Consider the following 19107-nt stretch of genomic DNA (forward strand, 5'->3'; position numbering starts at 1 on the left):
ATTTTGGCGCGTTTCTTCACGCGAACCGGTGTCCACTTCGCTCGAAAACGCGCTGTAAGCCTCACGACTTGACCGCGCCGGCCGTCAGCCCGCCGACCATGTAACGCTTGAAGGCGTAGTACACCGCGGCCGGTGGCAGCGCGTAGATGAAGCCGGTGGTCATCAAGAGCTCCCACGGCGAGTCGTCGGCGGCGAGGAAGTTGCCGAGCGCGACCGGCAAGGTGATGTCGGTGTCCTTCGACAGCAGCAGGAACGCGTAGAGATATTCATTCCAGGCGAGCAGGATCGCATAGGTGCCGACCGCGACCAGCGAGGGCATCATCAACGGCACATAGACCAGGCGGAACAGTTGCAGCGTGGTGGCGCCGTCCATCGTCGCGGCTTCATCCAGTTCGACCGGCAGCTTGTCGGAGGCCTGCTTCAGTACCCAGATCGCGTAGGGCGCGGCGATCGTCACCATCGCCAGGATCAGCGACCAGTGATTGTTGAGCAGGCCGTAGGTGCCCATGGTGCGGTACATCGGCACGGCGAGGAACGCCGCCGGGATGAAATAGGTGAACAGCGCCAGGTTCATCACCGCCCGGCCGCCCGGCACGCGCAGCCGCGAGATCGAGAATGCCGCGGCGGTGGCGACGAACAGCGTCAGCGCGCCGACGGCCACCGCGATCACGGCCGAATTCCAGAACTGGATCCAGAAGTCGCGCAGGAAGTAATGCTGCTGGTGGAACACGATCGAGAAATTATGCAGCGTCGGATGCGTCGGCCACAGCTTGCCGGTGAACGCGTCCTCCTTCGGCGAGATCGCGAACACGAACATGTGGTAGATCGGGATCATGGTCCAGATGAAGACCGGGATGCCGATCAGCAGCAGCTTGGCTTCGGTGCCGACTTCGCGTAGGGTGGGCAGCTTCATCGCGACAACCGTTTCATCATGTAATAGACCAGCGGCAGCACGAACGGCATCGCGCAGACGATCGAGGCCATCGCCAGCGACAGCTGGTCGAGCCTGAGATAGCGGATGCCGAGGGTCGACAGCACGTGGGTGAGGTCGGCGGGCCCGCCGCCGGTGAGCAGATAGACGCTGTTGAAGTCACCGAGCGTCCAGATCATCGAGAGCAGCGTGCAGGTGATGTAGAGCGTCTGCATCGACGGCCAGGTGATGTAGCGGAACTTCTGCCACCAATTGGCGCCGTCGACGTCGGATGCCTCGTACAGATCGTGCGGGATGGCGAGCCGCCCGGTCAGCAGGATCAGCGTCCAGAACGGCAGCGATTTCCAGATGTGCACGCCGATCGCCATCGCGAGCGCGACCGCCGGATCGTTCAGCCAGTTCGGGCCGTCGTCGCCGGTGAACTTGAAGATCAGCTGGTTGACCACGCCCCATTCGGGATTGAGCATGAAGCGCACCGACAGGATGGTCGGGATCGACGGCACCGCCCAGGGCAGGATGAAGATGACGGACAGCCACCTGATCCAGGGCCGCTGCTGGGCGAAGAAGCCGGACAGGAACAGCGCGATCAGCATCTTGATGTTGATGCCGATGACCAGGAAGATCAGCGTGTTGACAGCCGCGCGCGCGAAGATCGGGTCGTTGTAGAGCGCGACATAGCTCGACGGATGACGCGCCAGCCACAGGCCGTAGCCGACCGGATAGACCACGAAGGCGAGGAAGACGAGCAGATAGGGCACGAGCAGCACGATGCCCCAGACCTGCGGCGGCGACAGCCGCGCCGACAGTGGCGGCGAGGGGACATCGGATGCGGAGAGCGTGATCGCCATATACGTTACCCTACACCCCGCTGTCGTCCCTGCGAAAGCAGGGACCCATAACCACCGGCTTTCGTCGTTGTGCGAAAGCCGTCGACCAGTATTCTCGAAAACGACCGCCGCGGCGTATGGGTCCCTGCTTTCGCAGGGACGACCAGGGAAATGTGCTGCGGCAGCCGGTCTCGCAACGTCACCCCGCGACCTGCTTGATGCGGGCGATCAGTTCGTCGACGGCCTTGTCCACCGGCACCTTCTCGCTGACGACGCGGTTCATGGCCTTGGCCCAGACGTTCTCGTTGTTCAGGATGGTGAACTTCCAGTTCTTGGTAAAGTCGAACGGTGCGGTGCCGCCGGTGAACTGATTCCTGACCGCCTTGCGATGCCGGTCGGCCTGCCAGAACGGGCTCGCCTGGCTGGCCTTGGTCACCGGGAACCAGCGGCCGAGCGCACCTTCGATATAGGGCCGGACGTTGTCTTCCTGCATCAGGAAGCTGATGAACTGCTTGCCTTCCGCCTTGTTCTTGGCGTTGGCGAAGATCAGCCCGGTCTTGACGTCGGAGCGGTACCGGATCGTCGAGCCGTCCGGCGCCTTCGGGAACGACGCCGTGATGATGTCGTGCTCGTAGGCCTGCTTGCCGGCGGCGCGCTGCGCGTCGGTCAGCGCCGGGTTGGTCGAATCCTCGAACCACTTCGCCGCGATCGAGATGGTGAAATTGTGGGTCATCACGATCGTCTTGTTGTGGAAGGCGACGTTGTTGTCCGGGTCCTTCCAGGTCGTCGAGGAGGGCGGCGTGCAGCCCCTGATGTAGGTGTCGGTGTAATCCTTCAGCGCGTGGATCAGGCCGTCGCGCACCTTGGGATCGTCGACCAGCAGCTTGCCGTCATCGTCGACCAGCTTGACGTGATAGGCGTCCATGAAGGTGTAGAACGACTGGAACGAGTCGGTGGATTCCACGCCCATCGGCTGGCCGACGCCGTAGATGCGCTGGCCGGTCGCCTTGCGGATCCCCGGCTGCACCTTGTCGCACCAGAACGTCCAGTAATCCTCCCACTTGGTCGGGATGTCATCGGCCTTGAAGCCGGCCTTCTCCAGCATGTCGCCCCAGATCTGGACGTGCATGCTCTGCTGCTTGAGCGGGAAGCCGTAATAGGACTTCTTCTTGGTGACGTCATTGTAGAGCAGGGCCGCTTCCAGCGTGTTCGGCGCGAAGGCGTCCTTCATCGGCAGCATGATGTCGGACAGGTCTTCGAGCTTGCCCTCGAAGGCCCACTTGCCCTGGGCCTGCACATCGTAGGTGTCGGAATAGGCGACGTCGGGCACGGTGCCGGAATCCAGCGCGGCAACGGTCTTCGGAATCATGTCCTGGATCGCGTATTGCGACAGTTCGACCTTGATGCCGGTCTTGGCTTCGAATTTCTTGATCGTATCGAGCAGCGCGTCGTCTTCGGACTTGTAGAATCCCTTGCCCCACCAGACGGTGATCGTCTTGCCCTGGGCCAGAGCGGGTGCAGTTGCGGCGAACAGGCCGACCGCAGCGACCGCCATTGATAGCGCACCGATAACCTTGGATCTCACGTTCTTCTCCCCTCATGAGGCCGGCTTTTTTAACCGGTTGGGGAAAACACTAGCGCATGCCCGTGACCCGATAAAGATGCCGCATCGACGACTTCTGTAGGGGGCTCGCGGGAGAGCGTGGATCAGTCGCGCCGCATTGATGCGGAAAGTGAATGGATCGATCAGTTCGACTGTGGTCAGTTCGATTTGGCATTCTCGGCCGCTGTCGCCGGTGCGTTGGCGGGTGCGCCGGCCGCGGCGTCGGGCGCGGCCGCGGGCCGTGCGGCTCCGCCGGTGAAGCGCTCGATCACCGAGCGCACCGCGTCGCGGGTCTTGCGATCCTTCACGGCGTCGAGCAGCGGGGCGGATGCCGGCGAGCGGCGGATCAGGCTTTCCGGATCGGGAAAGATCAGCGGATCGTCCCACGGGCCTTGAATCACGAAGGGCAGATCGAACGCGGTGCTGCCCGCAGCCGCCGAGGTCAGGCTGGCGACGCCCTTGAGATCGTACTCGCGCGACGGCACCGAGGCGGTGCCGGTCAGCGTGATCTTCGCCGCGGGGCTCTCGACATGGATGTCGTCGGCGGTCGCGACGCCGTCGGCGAATTTCACCGAGACGCTGAGATTGTCATAGGGCGTCGAGCCGGAGCGGAAATTGCCGCCGCCGGACAGCGGCCGCTTCTCCAGCCGCCGCAGCAATTGCTCGACATTGAAGCCGGCGATCGCGCCGTCGTGCCCGTTCAACGTCGCGGTGCCGTCCAGCGACGACGCGAGCCCGAACGGGCTCGAGCCGGAAGCCGTCAGCGAGACGTTGAGGTTGCCGCGGCCGGACAGCTTGTTGATGCCGAACAGTTCGCTGGCACAGGCCTGCAGATCGACATCGGTGAACTGGAATTGCGCCCTGACGTCGGCGACCGCATCCGAGCGCGCGATCGCGAACGAGCCCTTGGCGATGCCGCCATACATCTGCGCCTCGCCGACGCTGAGCGCGAGCGCGCCGCCGCGCAGATTGGCGCCGAACGCGGTGCGGCCGAGCTTGGACGGGCCGACCGTCACCTTGGCGGCCGACAGGCGCATGTCGAGATCGGTCGACGACAGCGAGGAGAGGTCGAACAGCTGCCTGTTCCAGTCGCGCTGGCCGCTGGCCAGCAGGCGGAACGTCGAGATGTAGGGCGTGAAATCGAGATTGCCGGCGGCAAGCGTCGCCTGCAGCGTCTGCCGGCCGTTATTGGCGTAGGTCATCACGCCCTCGGCGACGTTGCCGTCGAGCTCGACATTGACATTTGTGAGCGCGACCGAGCCGCCGACCACATTGGCGCGAGCCTTCAGTGCGAAGCGGCCGAAGCCGCCGCCGCCGCCGGGCGGCGCCTGGCCCATCCAGCGCAACGCGTTGCGCAGCGACGGTGAGTCCATCGTGGCTGTGCCTTCCATCATCACGCTGGTGCGGTTGGCGACGGTTCCGTCGAACGCAATCTTCAGCGGCGCGCTGGCAAGCCGTGCCTTGAGGCCGGAGCGGTCGCCGGACAGCAGCGCGACGAAATCGCTGGCGCTGATCGAGCCGTCGACGCGCTCGCCGCGCCAGTCGAACTGGCCGGTTGCGGCAAACGAACGCGAGATGGAAGGCCAGGCCAGCGAAAGATCGATATCGCCGAGCTGTTCGGAGATGTGGTTGGTCCCGTCCTCGTAATTCAGCTCGCCGTCCTGGATCCGGATTTCCGAGAACGACACCTGGTTCTCGGCGCCGGGCGTCATCGTCTTGGCGATGGTCTCGACGAACGGGGTCCAGTTGCTTTCGCCGGCGCCGTCGCGAACCACATGGATGTGCGGGCGGAGCATCATGACGTCGGCAATCTCGAACCGCCGCAGCAACAGCGGCAGCAGGCGCAGGTTCGCGGTCAGCACGTCGACCTGCAAGGCCGGATCGGTGGTATCGGCGCCCTTCAGCCCGACATTGTGAAAGGAGACATAGCTGCCGGGAAACACCGAAACGTCGATCGGCCCGTTGACGACGAGCTCGAGCCCGGTCACGGCGCGAATCTGCGCTTCCACCGCGCTCCGCAGCGCGTCCCGGTTGAGGAACCAGGACGTTGCGACCAGCCCCACGAGCGCCAGGCCGAGAAGCGCCGCGATCGGCATCCCCAGGCGCTTAATTCCTTGGGCCATCGTCAATGACATATCCGGGTCGGGTTGAGTTTTGTCGGGTCGTCGTCGAACACTGCCGGCTGCGCAATGGAAGCCGGTGCCAACCCACGCAACTTGAAGGGTTTTCTTGTCGCTTTCAAGGCCATGTTGATGTCGCAGGCCGCCGCCCGTCGCCGCACGGGGCCGTGATTGACGCATTGCGAAGATTTCGCCTAATAATCCGCTGGACAGAGCCGTTCCGCGCCCTCCATCAGGTATTCATTGCATGAACAAGGTTTATCCCGACGCCAAATCGGCACTCGATGGTCTCCTCAAGGACGGCATGATGATCATGTCGGGCGGCTTCGGCCTCTGCGGCATCGCCGAGACCCTGTCGGACGCGATCCGCGATTCCGGCGTCAAGGGCCTCACCGTCGTCTCCAACAATGCCGGCGTCGACGGCATCGGCCTCAGCCGGCTGCTGGAGACGCGCCAGATCAAGAAGATGATCTCGTCCTATGTCGGCGAGAACAAGCTGTTCGCCCAGCAATATCTCGCTGGCGAACTCGAGCTCGAGTTCAACCCGCAGGGCACGCTGGCCGAGCGCATCCGCGCCGGCGGCGCCGGCATCCCGGCCTTCTACACCAAGACCGGCGTCGGCACGCTGATCGCCGAAGGCAAGGAAGTGAAGGAATTCGACGGCGAGAAGTACATCATGGAACGCGGCCTGTTCGCCGACGTCGCCATCGTGCACGCCTGGAAGGGCGACACCGCCGGCAACCTCGTCTACCGCAAGACCGCGCGCAACTTTAACCCGATGATGGCGACCGCCGCGAAGGTCACCGTCGCCGAGGTCGAGCATCTGGTGCCGGCCGGCGAGATCGACCCGGACCACATCCACACCCCCGGCATTTTCGTCAAACGCATCATCGAGGTCGGGACCGGCAAGAAGCGGATCGAGTTCCGCAACACCCGTCCGCGGCCCGCCGCTTAACGCATGATCCGGAAAACCGGGCACCGGTTTTCCGGCAAGATCATGCGCAACTAAGACATAACTCTTCAGGAGAGCCTCATGGCCTGGACCCGTGAACAGATGGCCGCCCGCGCCGCCAAGGAGTTGCGCGACGGCTATTACGTCAATCTCGGCATCGGCATCCCGACGCTGGTCTCGAACTACATCCCCGACGGCGTCGACGTGAACCTGCAGAGCGAGAACGGCATGCTCGGCATGGGACCGTTCCCTTATGAGGACGAGGTGGATGCCGACCTCATCAATGCCGGCAAGCAGACCGTGAGCGAATTGCCGTCGACCAGCTATTTCTCGTCGGCCGATTCCTTCGGCATGGTGCGCGGCGGTCATATCGATCTGTCGATCCTCGGCGCCATGCAGGTGGCGCAGAATGGCGACCTCGCCAACTGGATGATCCCCGGCAAGATGGTGAAGGGCATGGGCGGCGCCATGGACCTCGTCGCCGGCGTCAAGCGCGTCGTGGTCGTGATGGAGCATTCCGCCAAGGACGGCGCGAAGCTGCTCAAGCAGTGCAATCTGCCGCTGACCGGCGAGCGCGTGGTCGACATGGTCGTGACCGACCTTGCGGTGTTCACCATCGACAAGCACGGTAAGGACGGCATGGCGCTGATCGAGCTCGCCGACGGCGTCACGCTCGACGAGGTCAAGGCCAAGACCGAGGCGGAATTCCGCGTCGCGCTGACGAACACCTGAGATGTGTAGTGCGGGGCGATCCACGATCCGTCCCGCACGATCCGACGACGCCAGCTTCATCGCCCGCATCGTGCTGGCCGCGCAGCGCGGCCCGTTGCCGCGCGGCTGGTTCGACATCGCGCTCGACCGGCCGGAGGGGGAGTGTCTCGCGTTCATGGCGCGGCTCGCCGTGGCGCGGGTGCGGTCATGGTACCATGTCGCCCATTTCCTGATTGCTGAGGTCGACGGTGTGCCGGCTGCCGCGCTGTGCGCCATGCCTGCATCCGGAACGGTCGTCGCCGCACGCGCGGCGATCGAGGAGGTCGCGGCCGAGACCGGTGCCGATGCTGACGGCATCGTCGCGCGCGGCGGCTATGCCCGCAATTGCTGGGTTCAGGGCGGCGAGGGCGACTGGCTGATCGAGCACGTCGCAGCCGAAGCGTCGCATCGCGGCGGCGGCCTGGTGCAGGCCCTGATCGCCCGCGCCCTCGCCGACGGCAACACCGCCGGCTATTCGCGGGCATCGATCTCGTTCGTGATCGGCAACCACGCGGCCGAGCGCTGCTACACCAAAGCCAGCTTTGCCTTCGCCGAAGAGAAGCGCGACGCGGCATTCGAGGCGCTGACCGGCGCGCCGGGCTTTCGCCGATTTGCGCGGGAGATCTGAGGGGGTCCCGGCGAACGGTGCCGCATATGCATCTGTCGTCCCGGCGAAAGCCGGGACCCATACGCCGCGGCGGATGTTAAAGGCGGGACTCGTCGTTGCGATCGCGCATAACAATTCGCATCGGTGGTTATGGGTCCCGGCCTTCGCCGGGACGACACACAGTGTGTTGCTTGGCCGATGAGTCATACATCCGCGTCAAGGCGCGGCGCCCGTCGCTTGCCGGCTCGCGCGCGCAATGGCAGAATTGCCCCATTCTGTGCAAGATCGGACATGGCCATGCCACTCATCCGGATTTGGGTCTATGACGGTATCCTCGCTTCGGGCGTTGCGGGCATTGTCGACGTGTTCACGGCCGCCAATTCGGTGGCGGCGAAGCGGCCGCAGCGCCACAACGGCAAGCCGTCCCAGCTGCGGTGGCGCGTCGAGTCACTCAATGGCCGGCCGGTGCAGACCGCGTCCGGCCAAATCATCGGCGTCGATGGACCGATCAGCGCGCGGTCTGCGGCGGATGCGGTGGTGATCCCCGGACCGTTCGTCGGCGACATCGAGCGCTTCTTCGCCCGGCTCGATACGGTCGAGCCGTTGCTCGCCGCGCTGCGGCGGCAACATGAGCGCGGCACCCTGCTCGCATCCTATTGCACCGGCAGCTTCATCCTCGCCGAAGCCGGCCTGCTCGACGGCCGGGTCGCGACCACCCATTGGGCGAAGGGGCGGACCTTCGCGATGCGTTACCCGGCGGTGGATCTGCGCGTCGCCGAGATCCTCACCGAGCAGAACCGGATCGTCTGCTCGGGCGCGGTGACCACCTCGCTCAATCTTGCGATTCGGCTGGTCGAGGAGTTCGCCGGCGCCGATCTGGCCGCCGAGACCGGCAAGCTGATGCTGATCGACGGCAATCGCGTCTCGCAGGCGTCCTATGCTAGCCGCACGCACGACACCCAGCATTCCGACGCGCTGGTGGCGCAGGCGCAAAGCCTGATGGAGAAGTCGCTGCAGCGGGGCTTCAGCCTCGCCAGGCTGGCCCGCGACCTTTCGGTCAGCGAACGCACCCTGAACCGCCGCTTCAAGCTCGCGGTCGGCGAGGCCCCGCTGCAATATCTGCAGGCGCTGCGCGTCGATGTGGCCAAGCGCCTGATCGAATCCAGGCGGCTGAAGCTCGACGCGGTCAGTGCGCGTGTCGGCTACAACGATCTGTCGACCTTTCGCCGCCTGTTCAAGCGCGAAACCGGGCTTTCGCCGCGCGAATACCAGCGCCGATTTGCGCGTGTCACCGCGCGCATGGCGCCTGCCGGCTGACGACGCCGTGTCCGAATTTGCCCTGAGAATGGCGATACTGCCACTGCTGCCGGAAGCACCTCGCGCATAGACCTCATGTTGGCAACAACAGGAGGTCTCTCAATGCCGATGATCGACGTCACAATTCCCGAAGGAGCCCTGAAGCCGGCAGCGGAAGCGCGGCTCATCAAGGAGCTCGGCGATATCCTGATCGGTCACGAGGGATTCGACCCGGCCAACAAGGTTGCGCAAGGCGTCACCGTCGTGTTCCTGCATCGGCCGGCCGCCGTCTATGTGGCGGGCGAGCCGTCGCCGTCGCCACGCTATCGCATCGTGCCGACGGTGCCCGAGGGGCAGTACACCGAAGTCTCGCGTGCGGCTTTGGTGAAGGACGTGACCGCTGCCGTGGTACGCGCTGACGGTGGTTCGTACGAGGATGTGGCGCCGCAAGTCTGGGTGTTTCCGACCGAGATACCGGATGGCCAGTGGGGCAGCCGCGGCGTCATTCGTCTGCTGCCGGACATCCAGGCCTTCATCGCCGGCGAGCATGAACGCAAGGTCGGCGAAGAACGCCTTGCACGGCGACGGCGCGTCAAGGCGCTCGAGCTGCTTGCGGGTGCGCTCGATGCCGCCCGCAAGGGCGTCGCGTGATGCGGCACCCGGCCATGGCAATCGACACGCATTTTCAGGCTCGCGGCGATCCAGGCCGCCGCGGTACCGTTCGATCGCGAGGCGTCGGTGGAGAAGGCCTGTCGCCTGATCCGCGAGGCCGGTGCCATGGGGGCAACGATCGCCGCGTTCGGCGAGACCTGGCTGCCGGGCTATCCGTTCTTCTGTCATGCACCGACCGGTCCGAGCACCTTTCGCGCCATGGCGGAATATCTCGATAGCGCCGTCGAGATTCCATCGCCGGCCACCGACCGGCTCTGCGATGCCGCAGAGGGCGCCGGGATCGATGTCGTGATCGGCGTTGCCGAACGCGACGCAGTAACGAAGGGCACGGTCTACTGCACGCTTCTGTTCATTGGCCGCGAGGGGCGGATTCTCGGCCGTCATCGCAAGCTCAAGCCGACCTTCAACGAGCGTTCGGTGTGGGCCGATGGCGACGCGGTCGGCCTGCGGGTTCATGAGCGGCCCTATGGCAGGATCAGCGGGCTCAATTGCTGGGAGCACAACACCATGTTGCCCGGCTATGCGCTGGCGGCGCAGGGAACGCAGATCCACGTCGCCGCGTGGCCGGGACGAGAGCCCGCCGTGGCACCGCCGTCACCCACGCCGCTGTGGCCGCGACAGCTCCTGCTGTCACGCGCGTTCGCGTCCCAGGCGGGTTGCTACGTCATCGCCGTGGGCGGCATGCGGTCGCACGAGGCGACGCCCGAACGCTATCGCGAGCTGTCGACGATCGAGTACAGCGGCGACAGCGTGATCATCGATCCACGCGGTGAGATTATCGCGGGGCCGGCGCAAGGTGAGACCATCCTGATCGCTGACGGATCGCGGGAGGTTGTTCTCGCCGCCAAGGCGCTATGCGATATCGGCGGCCACTACTCGCGCCCGGACCTGCTGCGACTGATCGTCGACCGTGATCGACAGGATCGGGTCATCGATTGCGCCTTCGCCGGGCGCGTCGCGCCGGACATGTGGGAGTAGTGCGATCTAGTGCACGGCAGCGTGCAAAGCAGCGTCATCTGTGATGACGCTCACGCCGACGCGCGCGACTCTGGAAGCAATTTAGTCGTCATCTGCGTGTCGCATCAGGCCAAATGCTTGTCGCAATAGTCCAAATGTTCGGACGCAAGTGACGCCAATCAAAGACATTTTGGCGTTTCGTCGCGTGCACGCCGGAAGTGTATCGCATCAGCAATCCGGCCAACAAAAAACAAAATCCGGATCGAAGGAGGGCGCAGCTGTGGCAAGGTGCGAATGATCTCACGACACTCCGCGCCGTCGCAGCCGTCTTTGCCCCCGATTGTCTCCATCATCGAGGATCGATCCGTGATTCAAATATTTCGCCGCTCGTTCGTTGCCGGCCTGCTGTCGCTTGGCCTGGCGTTGCTGTCACTTCATGGCGCCCAGGCGCAGGCGCAAGCGCAGGGGACCGACACCATTCTCGTGCTCGATGCATCCGGCTCGATGTGGGGCCTGGTCGATGGGCAGAGCAAGATCTCCGCTGCACGACAGGCGGTCGATGCCATTCTGTCGAAATGGAATCCCGCCGATCGTCTCGGCGTGATGGTCTATGGCCATCGCTCGAAGGGTGACTGCAAGGACATCGAGCTGATGGTGCCGGTCAGCAAGTTCGATCCGGCGCGGATCAAGGCCGCGATCGACGGCATCAACCCGAAGGGTAAGACGCCGATCTCGGATTCGCTCCGTGCCGCCGCCGAGGCGCTGCACTCGACCGAGAACAAGGCCAATGTGATCCTGGTCTCCGACGGGATCGAAACCTGCGCACCGGATCCGTGCGCGGCCGCGGCCGAGCTGAAGAAGGCCGGCATCGGCTTCACCGCCCATGTCATCGGCCTCGACGTCGCCGATCCCGCGGCGAAGAGCCAGCTGCAATGCATCGCGCGCGCGACCGGCGGCGTCTATCTCGATGCCGGCAACGCCGCGAGCCTGACCGGCGCGCTGACCAAGGCGGTGGCGGCGACGCAAGGCACCAAGGTCGCAAGCGAGGCGCCGCCAAAGCCGGCGGCCGCCGATCCGTATCTCGGCAAGAACCTTCGCGGCGTGGCACGGCTCGCCGAAGGGCTCGATCCGGTCAGCGACGAGGACGTCAACTGGGGCGTCTACAAGCGCGCCGGAGGCGAGAAGGGCGAGCATGTCAACACCTTCTACGGTGCGCCGTTCGCCGACAACATCGCGCCCGGCGATTACATCGTGGAGGTGAGCTACCGGCAGCTCAAGCGCGAGTTTCCGCTCAAGGTCGAGAACGGCAAGCCCGCGATGCTCGACGTCATCCTCGATGCCGGTTACGTCACCAGCGAGGGCTCGGTGGCCGGCGGCGCAGGCAAGGTCGACGACGTGGTCTGGCAGGTCTCCGACAAGGGCGGCAGACTGATCGCGCAGGAGTACGACGCGGTGCCGCGCTTCGTGCTCGCCGCGGGCAATTATACGCTGACCCTGACCAAGGGGCAGTCGAAGACCAGCAAGCCGTTCTCGGTCGCCGCGGGTGACTCCAGCAACGTCCAGCTCACCCTCGACGTCGGCAAGCTGATCGTCACCACCACCTATGCCGAGGGCGGCCCCAAGGTCGAGAAGGACCTCGTGGTTGCCGTGCGCCAGCCGGCGAAGGCTGACGGTGACGAGGGCGAGAAGGTCGCGCAGGAATACGACGCCGAATCGAAGTTCGATCTGCCCGGCGGCAGCTACGAGGTGATGGTGACGGTCGGCGAGGCCAAGGGCACGGCGCGCGCGGAGGTGAAGTCCGGCGCGCCGACCCGGATCACCGTCAACCTCAACGCCGGCGTGGTCGGGATCAAGGCCGACGGCGCCCAGGAGATCGACATCTACGGTGCCGAGCGCGACATCAATGACGAGCGCAAGCGCGTCTCGGTGAGCTATGAGGCGACCTACAACGTCGCGCTCAGCGCCGGCGACTACGTCGCGGTCGCCACCTATGCCGACGGCCAGAAGGCGGAAAAGCCGTTCTCGATCGCCGCCGGCAAGCGCCAGACTCTGGAGATCAAGCAGTAGTCAGCTGGACGGTCGGGCCACGGAAACGGTGTACCTCTCCCGCTTGCGGGGGAGGTCGGATCGCATCTTCGGATGCGATCCGGGTGGGGGCTCCCTCCGCAATGCGACTAGCGGAGAGAGCCCCCACCCCAACCCTCCCCCGCAAGCGGGAGAGGGAGCCTTTCGGCCGCTGCGTCCCTAACGCACGGCATGCCGACAATTTGGGCAGACCGCCCGGCTAATCTCGTTCACCTCGGCCACATCTCCGCCTAGTCTGACAGCAGACGGAGGCGAAACAGCATGCGGGCGATCCTTGATCACTGCACCGGCGGGAGCAGGCGCAGCCTGCCGGCCGGCACGGATTTCATCGAGGAGGGCGGCCAGACAGGTCATCTGTTCGTGCTGCTCGAGGGCAAGGTCGAGGTCGTGAAGGGCGACAGTCTGGTCGCGGTGATCGACGAGCCCGGCGCGGTGTTCGGCGAGATGAGTGTTCTGCTCGACAGGCCGCACAGCGCAAAGGTGCGCGCGGCGTCCGACTGCGTCCTGTACGAATTCGACGATGCGGCGTCGTTCCTGCGGGAGCAGCCTGCGCTGGCGCTGCTGATCGCGCAGCTGCTGGCGCAACGGCTGCATGTCGCCACGACCTATCTTGCCGATCTGATGCATCAATATGCCGATCACGGCACCCATCTGGCGATGGTCAGCGAAGTGCTGCAGAGCATGATCAACCTGCCGCCGATGCAGGTCGCGCCAGGCTCGGATCGGCAATCCGATCCAAGGATGTGAGCCAGTCGGGCGCATCGCTGAGCGGCGTTGCCGGCCGATGCAAGGGGGCGTTGAGATCGACGATCTGCGCGTCGCCGGCGGCGAGCCAGAAAACCTTCTCCTGAGTGAGATCGAGCACGATGTAGACCGGCGGCCGGCCGGGCTGCAGGCCGGTATTGAATACCCAGGTCGTCCCGATCCGGTCGAACCACGAGCCGTTCGGGATGAACGGCGATTGATGCACATGGCCCGAGATCACCATCGCCGGGTGGTGGCGTTCGATCCAGCGCAGCAGCTCGACGTCGCCGAAGAAGCGCTTGCCGCCCCAGCTGATCGGGGAATCCGCCGGCGGGGCGTGATGCACCCAGACCCAGCGGCGGTGCGGCATGGCGGCTGCCTCGCGCAGCTGGTCGTCGATCCGCGCCTTGACCATCGGGCCGTCCCACCACGGGCACACCGTGAACAGCGTGTCGCCGATGGTCAGATTATCGCCGTCGCAGGCCACGCCGAATTCCCTGACGGCGGCGACCCATCGCGCAACCTTCTCGCCCTCTGCGTTGCGCTCGTCGAGGTCATGATTGCCCGAGCAGAAGATCACGCGCGTGAGGCCGGCGAGGCGCGCAAGGTATTTCGTGACGACGACGATCTGGGCGCGGAAATCGACCGCCGAGCCGAGGTTGAGCGCATCGCCGGCGAAGATCACCAGATCGAATTGCGGCGCGGCCGCCAGCAGCCAGTCAAACTGCGGCAATGAATAATGCAGGTCGGCGACGACGAGGCAGCGCATCCGCCAGATCCAGATGCCCGGAAAGCGGGCTGGGTTCGGAAGATCATGAATTTCAAACAATCGGAATTGCAGCAAGATCTATGCCGTATCGTGCAGATCCGGCGCGACAGATTTTCGCAGTGAGGTAGGCACGCTGGCCAGGCTCCCTCTCCCCTCGTGGGAGAGGGTGGGGAGAGGGGTGGCCCCCGAGCGAGATGAGTGTCGGTCTCACAATCTCGGCCGCGTGGCGTTGAAGAATATTACAGCGGAGAGAGCGTGCCGTGTGGCCACCCCTCTCCCCAACTCTCCCCCGCAAGGGGGGAGGGAGGCCCTCCGCCAGTGCGTTCCTGACCCGGGCGACGGAGCGTGCCCGCCTCTCACACCCGCGCCGCGGCGTGGGAGAACACGATCTCGATCAGCGTGCCGGTGCGGCCGCCGGTCCGGATCTGGAATTTTGCGCGGTTGGCTTCGACCAGCGCCTTGGTCAGCGACAGGCTGACGCCGCCGGAGCCGGCCTGATCGGACGGCGTCGGCGCGCGGAACGGCTCCAGCGCGGCGGCGACCTCGTTGTCGTTGAGGCTCTGGCCGGTGTCGCGCACGCGCAGCATCACCTCGCCGAAATCCGACAGCGCGGTCGAGACGATCACCTGGCCGCCGGCATTGGCGAGATGGATCGAGTTGCCGATCAGGTTCAGCGTGATCTGGCGCAGCGCGCGGGCGTCGGCGACCACCGGCGGCAGCGTGTGCGCGAGCGAGGTGCGGATGATGATGCGCTCGCGATTGGCCTGCGGCTGCATCACGGCGACACAGCTCTCCACCATCTCGTTGAGGTTCTGGCTGGTGAAGGCGAGGTCGAGCTTGCCGGTCTCGATCCGCGACAGGTCGAGCAGGTCGTTGACGATGGCGATCACCCGCTCGCCGGAGGCGCGGATGTCCTTCATGTATTCGACATAGCGCTCGTTGCCGAGCGCGCCGAAGCGCTCGCCGATCATCACCTCGGCAAAGCCGATGACGGCGTTGAGCGGCGTGCGCAGCTCGTGGCTGATCCGCGCCAGCATGTCGGATTTGGCGTTCGCCGCGCGTTCGGCGAGCCGCCGCGCCTCGCGCAATTCGCCCTCGCTCTTCTTGGTCTGCGAGAGATCGCGGAACACGGCGAAGAAATTCGGGCCGTCGGCGCGGGTGCGGCCCATCGTCACCGACAGCGGGATGATGCCGCCCTGGCGCACGCGGCCGAGCGTCTCGCGGCCGTGGTCGAGCAGGCTGGCGACGCCGGCCGATTTCACGCTCGTGAGATAGTCGAAGATGCCGTGCTGGCTTTCCGGCGCGAACAGGTCGGCGAGATTATGCGTGACGAACTCGTCGCCGTCATAGCCGAACAGCGCCTCCGCGCTGCGGTTGCAGGAATGGATGTTGCCCTCGGCATCGAACATGATGATGCCTTCGGCCGCAGTGTCGAGGATCGCGCCGAGCTCCTCGGCGTCGGCGTGGCCGGCCTGCGGCGGTAGTGGCGCAAGCATCGGCTCGGCGGCAGCCACGGGCTCGGGATCGGGCTCCGGATCGGACAGCGCGGCCGCGACCGCGGCGTCTTCGTCCAGCGTGCGCGCGAAGATCAGCGCCAGCGCGGAATCGTCGTCCCAGGTGATGGTGTGCAGCCGTGCCTCCGCGGACACCGACTGCGCGCCGTCGTCCGCGTTCTGGTTTGCGGAGATCGTCACCGGCGTGCCTGTGCCGGAGGTGCTGCTCGCCTGCGAGACGCCAGGCTCGACATAGAGCGCATCCAGCCCGCCGGCAGCTTCCAGCGCGTGGAGGCTGTCATAGCCCATGCGGGCGAGGAAGGCGTGGTTGGCATAGAGCAGGCGGTCGAGCCGGTAGATCAGGATACCGACCGGCAAGAGATCGAGCAGCACGCGGTCGCGGCGGGACTCTCCGCGCGGTGCAGGTTCCGTCGCGGCGAGCCAACCGGCCTTCGGCGCGTCGGCCGGCGTCTCCAGTTGCGCGAACGTCTCTTTCGGCCGCGGCGCCTCCGCCTCCTGCGGCGGTTCGCTGGCGGGCGGCTCTTCGGCAACCGCCTCCGTGGCGGCGCTCTCGTTCGTCGTCGCGGTGAGGCCGGCCTCGCTCTCGAGCCGCGCCGACAATTGGCGCGCGAGCTCGTTGAAGGCGTTGTTCTCGACCGGCGTCAACGACGGCGGCCGCGTATCGCCGGCAAGGCGGAACGGCAGCACATTTTGCGGCGGGTCGTGACGCACGTCGTGCGTTTCCTCCTGCGTTCCTCCTTTCGTTTCTTGCGGCGTTTCCACGGCGTGATCCGGATCGGCTTGGTGTGAAGTCTCTGCTGCTGTCGGCTCGGTCAATTCCTCGGGCGGTGCAGCGGTCGGGTCGGGCGGCGGAGAAACATCATGCGGCGCGACGGGCCCGGGCGGCGCAGCGGTGCGCGGCGCCGGCGCGACGTCGGCCGACAGCGATCGCGGCGCGATCGAGCCGCTGAAGAACTCATAGCGGCGCAATGCGGCGAGTCGCGCAAGCCCGTCGAGGTCGCGACACACACCAAAGCCGCGGTAGCCGGCGAAATTCCGGTTGCGATCGAATACCGGCAGGCCGGACAGTTCGACCGGCAGCCGGCCGCCGCCGTCGACAGGCCAGTGCAGCGTGATGCCGCTCCAGGTGTCGCGGCTGGCGAACGCCTTGAGGACGCGGCCCTCGGGATCGAGGCCAAAGCTCTCGGCGATGTCGCTCCAGAGACGGCCGAACCCTGCCGCGGTGTGCAGGCCGATCAGGCGGGTGAATTCGTCGGAGCCGAGCGAGAAGCGCGCCTCATGGTCCATCTGCCACATGAAGCGCAGCGGATGCCGCCGCACCGGCAGTGGTTCGTCGAGCCAGGATGGCGGCGGCACCGGCGCCAGCGTCGCGGGCGCCGGCTCGGCGGCAGGCGGCGGAGCTGGCACATCCGCGATCGCATAGGGCGAGGGCACGGGCTCGGCCGATGGCGCCGATATTTCTGGAGCCGGTGCGTGTGCGGTCTCTTCGAGATCGAGCATGGGCTCCGGCTTGGGCGCTTCGATCGGTGCCGCAGCGGGCACCTCGATCAGAGCTTCCGATAGCGGTTCCTCGACCGCGGCAAGTTCGTCAGGTGTGGCGTCGAGAGGTGTGGTCTCGACCGGTGCTTGCTCTGCATGCGCCAGTTCGGCCGACTCGAGCGGTGGAGCAGGGTGCGCGGGCGCTTCGACCTGTGCTTCAGCTGGCACCTCGACGAGCGCTTCCGATAACGGTTCCTCGACCGCGGGAGTTTCGTCCGGCGTGGTGTCGAGAGGCGCGGTCTCGACCGGTGCTTGCTCCGCATGCGTCAGCTCTGCCGACGCGAGCGGTGGAGCAGGGCGCGCAGGCGCTTCGACCTGCGCCTCAGCGGGCACTTCGATGAGCGCTTCCGATAACGGCTCCTCGACCGCGGGACTTTCGTCCGGCGTGGTGTCGAATGCCGCGGTCTCGACGGGCGCGGTCTCGACGTGCGTCTCTTCCGGCGCGGGAGATGGAGCAACGCCCGCGGGTTCGGATTCAGTCACGCTGACGATCGGCTCGATCGCGATGCGCTCTTCCAATTGCGGGTCGAGCGCATCGAACAGCGTGAAGCTGGCCGGCGCTTCGCTTGTGGGCGCGGGGGCTTCTTCATGCGCCGTTGGCGGTTCGACGGCGGCAGGCGCTGGCGGCGGCTCCACGGCTGCGGCCTCTTGCGGCGCTGCTGCCGCTACCGGTGCTTCCGGTGCAGCCGTCTCCGGCGCAATCGGCTCAGGCACGATCGGTGCGGCCGGTTTGGCGGCGAGATGCGCCGCCGGTTTGATCAGCGCGATCAGCGCGCGATCGGCGCCGTGGCCGATCCGCTGCAGCACGACGCGGCCGATCGCAACGCTCGCCGCCGCGCGGCCTTGCGCCAGCGCTTCGTCGCGCGCGGCATCGAGGCCGGCTTCAGTGAGATCGTGCAGGCCGGGCAGCGAACGCGCCGCCTCGTTGGTTGCGACCAAAAGTCCGTCGCCGTTGAAGGCGGCCGCCGGACGCGGCAAGCCTTGCACCAGCCGCAGCAAGCGCTCGGCGAGCGGCATGTTGCGACCAGAGGCATTGAGCGCGCTCATCAGGATGCCGTGGCTGCCGTCGGGCAGGTCAATCCGCCTGCAGCCGCAGGTCGCGAGCATGCCGGGCGCCGCGCCAAAGCCGCGCAGCCGCTCCAGCCGCACCGCGCCGCCGGCGTCGAGGCTCGGGCCGAGCCGCGCGACCTGGCGGCGATGCGGATCGGCCGGGCCGAGGGCGCGCTTCGCCAGATCGGCGCCATTGGCGGCACCGAATACCTGCGCGCCGACCGGATTGGCCCACAGAATCCGTGCGCCGTCGGCCGACCACAGCCATGCCGGCAGGGCGCCTGCCGCATGGTCCGCCAGCCGCACATCGCCGAGCGCCTGGATCTGGAATTCCGCGTCACTCATCACGCAAGATTTGACCGCATGGTTTGGCTTCTTCCTAAGCTTTGCCGGAGCGCCGGCGGCCGCAGGACGACAGCCTTAACAGAAGGTTAGTATCGCAACTGGGGGGCGGCAGGTCCATGTCCGCGGCCAGCGTGCCCCGGCTTAAGCCGGGATAACGTTAACTTGGCTGAACGATCCACAGCCGTTTGGCGTTGTCGGGTAGAGAGAGAGGCGGCTGCGACAGCGTGTTGCGGAGCCAGGGCGGCGCCGCGTCATACCTGCGATTGCAGTGCCACGATATGTTCTGCCGTCTATTCTACCTTGTATTCTGCCTTGGGCCCGCAAGGCCAACCGGCGGGCCGACCAC

At 66.0% G+C, this 19107-nt stretch carries 14 protein-coding genes; 8 read left to right on the forward strand and 6 right to left on the reverse strand.

Translation table 11 applies throughout. The annotated features are described in order from the left end of the window. Positions 1–61: 61 nt before the first annotated feature. From ACVIGB_RS37625 to ACVIGB_RS37640, 4 genes are all read right to left on the reverse strand, one after another. Positions 62–913 (reverse strand): carbohydrate ABC transporter permease, encoded by an 852-nt coding sequence (locus ACVIGB_RS37625; RefSeq protein WP_092123530.1) that lies wholly within the window; start codon positions 911–913, stop codon positions 62–64. After that, entirely contained in the window at positions 910–1779 is an 870-nt protein-coding gene (locus ACVIGB_RS37630; RefSeq protein WP_092123532.1) for a carbohydrate ABC transporter permease, read from the reverse strand. Before ACVIGB_RS37630 ends, ACVIGB_RS37625 begins: the two co-directional genes overlap by 4 nt. A gap of 178 nt (positions 1780–1957) precedes the next feature. Next, complete coding sequence (locus ACVIGB_RS37635; protein WP_456718887.1) at positions 1958–3343, reverse strand: ABC transporter substrate-binding protein; 1386 nt, start codon at positions 3341–3343, stop codon at positions 1958–1960. Between the two features lie 176 nt (positions 3344–3519). Beyond that, positions 3520–5484: an AsmA family protein gene (locus tag ACVIGB_RS37640; protein ID WP_456718886.1), complete on the reverse strand. Its 1965-nt coding sequence runs from the start codon at positions 5482–5484 to the stop codon at positions 3520–3522. A 244-nt stretch (positions 5485–5728) separates the two neighbouring features. Here ACVIGB_RS37640 and ACVIGB_RS37645 point away from each other — a divergent pair, with 244 nt between their 5' ends. The 8 genes from ACVIGB_RS37645 to ACVIGB_RS37680 all read left to right on the forward strand — a co-directional run bounded on the left by ACVIGB_RS37645 (position 5729) and on the right by ACVIGB_RS37680 (position 13547). Continuing rightward, entirely contained in the window at positions 5729–6436 is a 708-nt protein-coding gene (locus ACVIGB_RS37645) for a CoA transferase subunit A (RefSeq protein ID WP_092123538.1), read from the forward strand. A gap of 78 nt (positions 6437–6514) precedes the next feature. Further along, positions 6515–7165: a 3-oxoacid CoA-transferase subunit B gene (locus ACVIGB_RS37650; RefSeq protein WP_092123540.1), complete on the forward strand. Its 651-nt coding sequence runs from the start codon at positions 6515–6517 to the stop codon at positions 7163–7165. 1 nt (position 7166) lies between these two features. Next, positions 7167–7811, forward strand: a complete 645-nt coding sequence (locus ACVIGB_RS37655; protein WP_456718885.1) for a GNAT family N-acetyltransferase — start codon at positions 7167–7169, stop codon at positions 7809–7811. Positions 7812–8081: 270 nt separating this feature from the next. Beyond that, a complete protein-coding gene (locus tag ACVIGB_RS37660) occupies positions 8082–9107 on the forward strand; it encodes a GlxA family transcriptional regulator (protein WP_456718884.1) in 1026 nt (341 codons plus the stop codon). Between the two features lie 102 nt (positions 9108–9209). Next, on the forward strand, positions 9210–9737 hold the full coding sequence (locus ACVIGB_RS37665; protein WP_176533657.1) for a Tautomerase enzyme: 528 nt from the start codon (positions 9210–9212) through the stop codon (positions 9735–9737). 87 nt (positions 9738–9824) lie between these two features. Then, positions 9825–10736, forward strand: coding sequence for a carbon-nitrogen hydrolase family protein (locus ACVIGB_RS37670; protein WP_456718883.1), 912 nt, complete (start codon positions 9825–9827; stop codon positions 10734–10736). A 345-nt stretch (positions 10737–11081) separates the two neighbouring features. Beyond that, complete coding sequence (locus tag ACVIGB_RS37675) at positions 11082–12782, forward strand: vWA domain-containing protein (protein ID WP_456718882.1); 1701 nt, start codon at positions 11082–11084, stop codon at positions 12780–12782. 279 nt (positions 12783–13061) lie between these two features. Beyond that, on the forward strand, positions 13062–13547 hold the full coding sequence (locus ACVIGB_RS37680; RefSeq protein ID WP_092123548.1) for a cyclic nucleotide-binding domain-containing protein: 486 nt from the start codon (positions 13062–13064) through the stop codon (positions 13545–13547). Here ACVIGB_RS37680 and ACVIGB_RS37685 read toward each other — a convergent pair. Then, complete coding sequence (locus ACVIGB_RS37685) at positions 13486–14313, reverse strand: metallophosphoesterase family protein (RefSeq protein ID WP_092126665.1); 828 nt, start codon at positions 14311–14313, stop codon at positions 13486–13488. The genes ACVIGB_RS37680 and ACVIGB_RS37685 overlap by 62 nt on opposite strands. A 356-nt stretch (positions 14314–14669) precedes the next feature. Beyond that, positions 14670–18761: a PAS domain-containing protein gene (locus tag ACVIGB_RS37690; RefSeq protein ID WP_456718881.1), complete on the reverse strand. Its 4092-nt coding sequence runs from the start codon at positions 18759–18761 to the stop codon at positions 14670–14672. Positions 18762–19107: the final 346 nt, after the last annotated feature.

The sequence above is a fragment of the Bradyrhizobium sp. USDA 4341 genome (genome assembly GCF_054063755.1).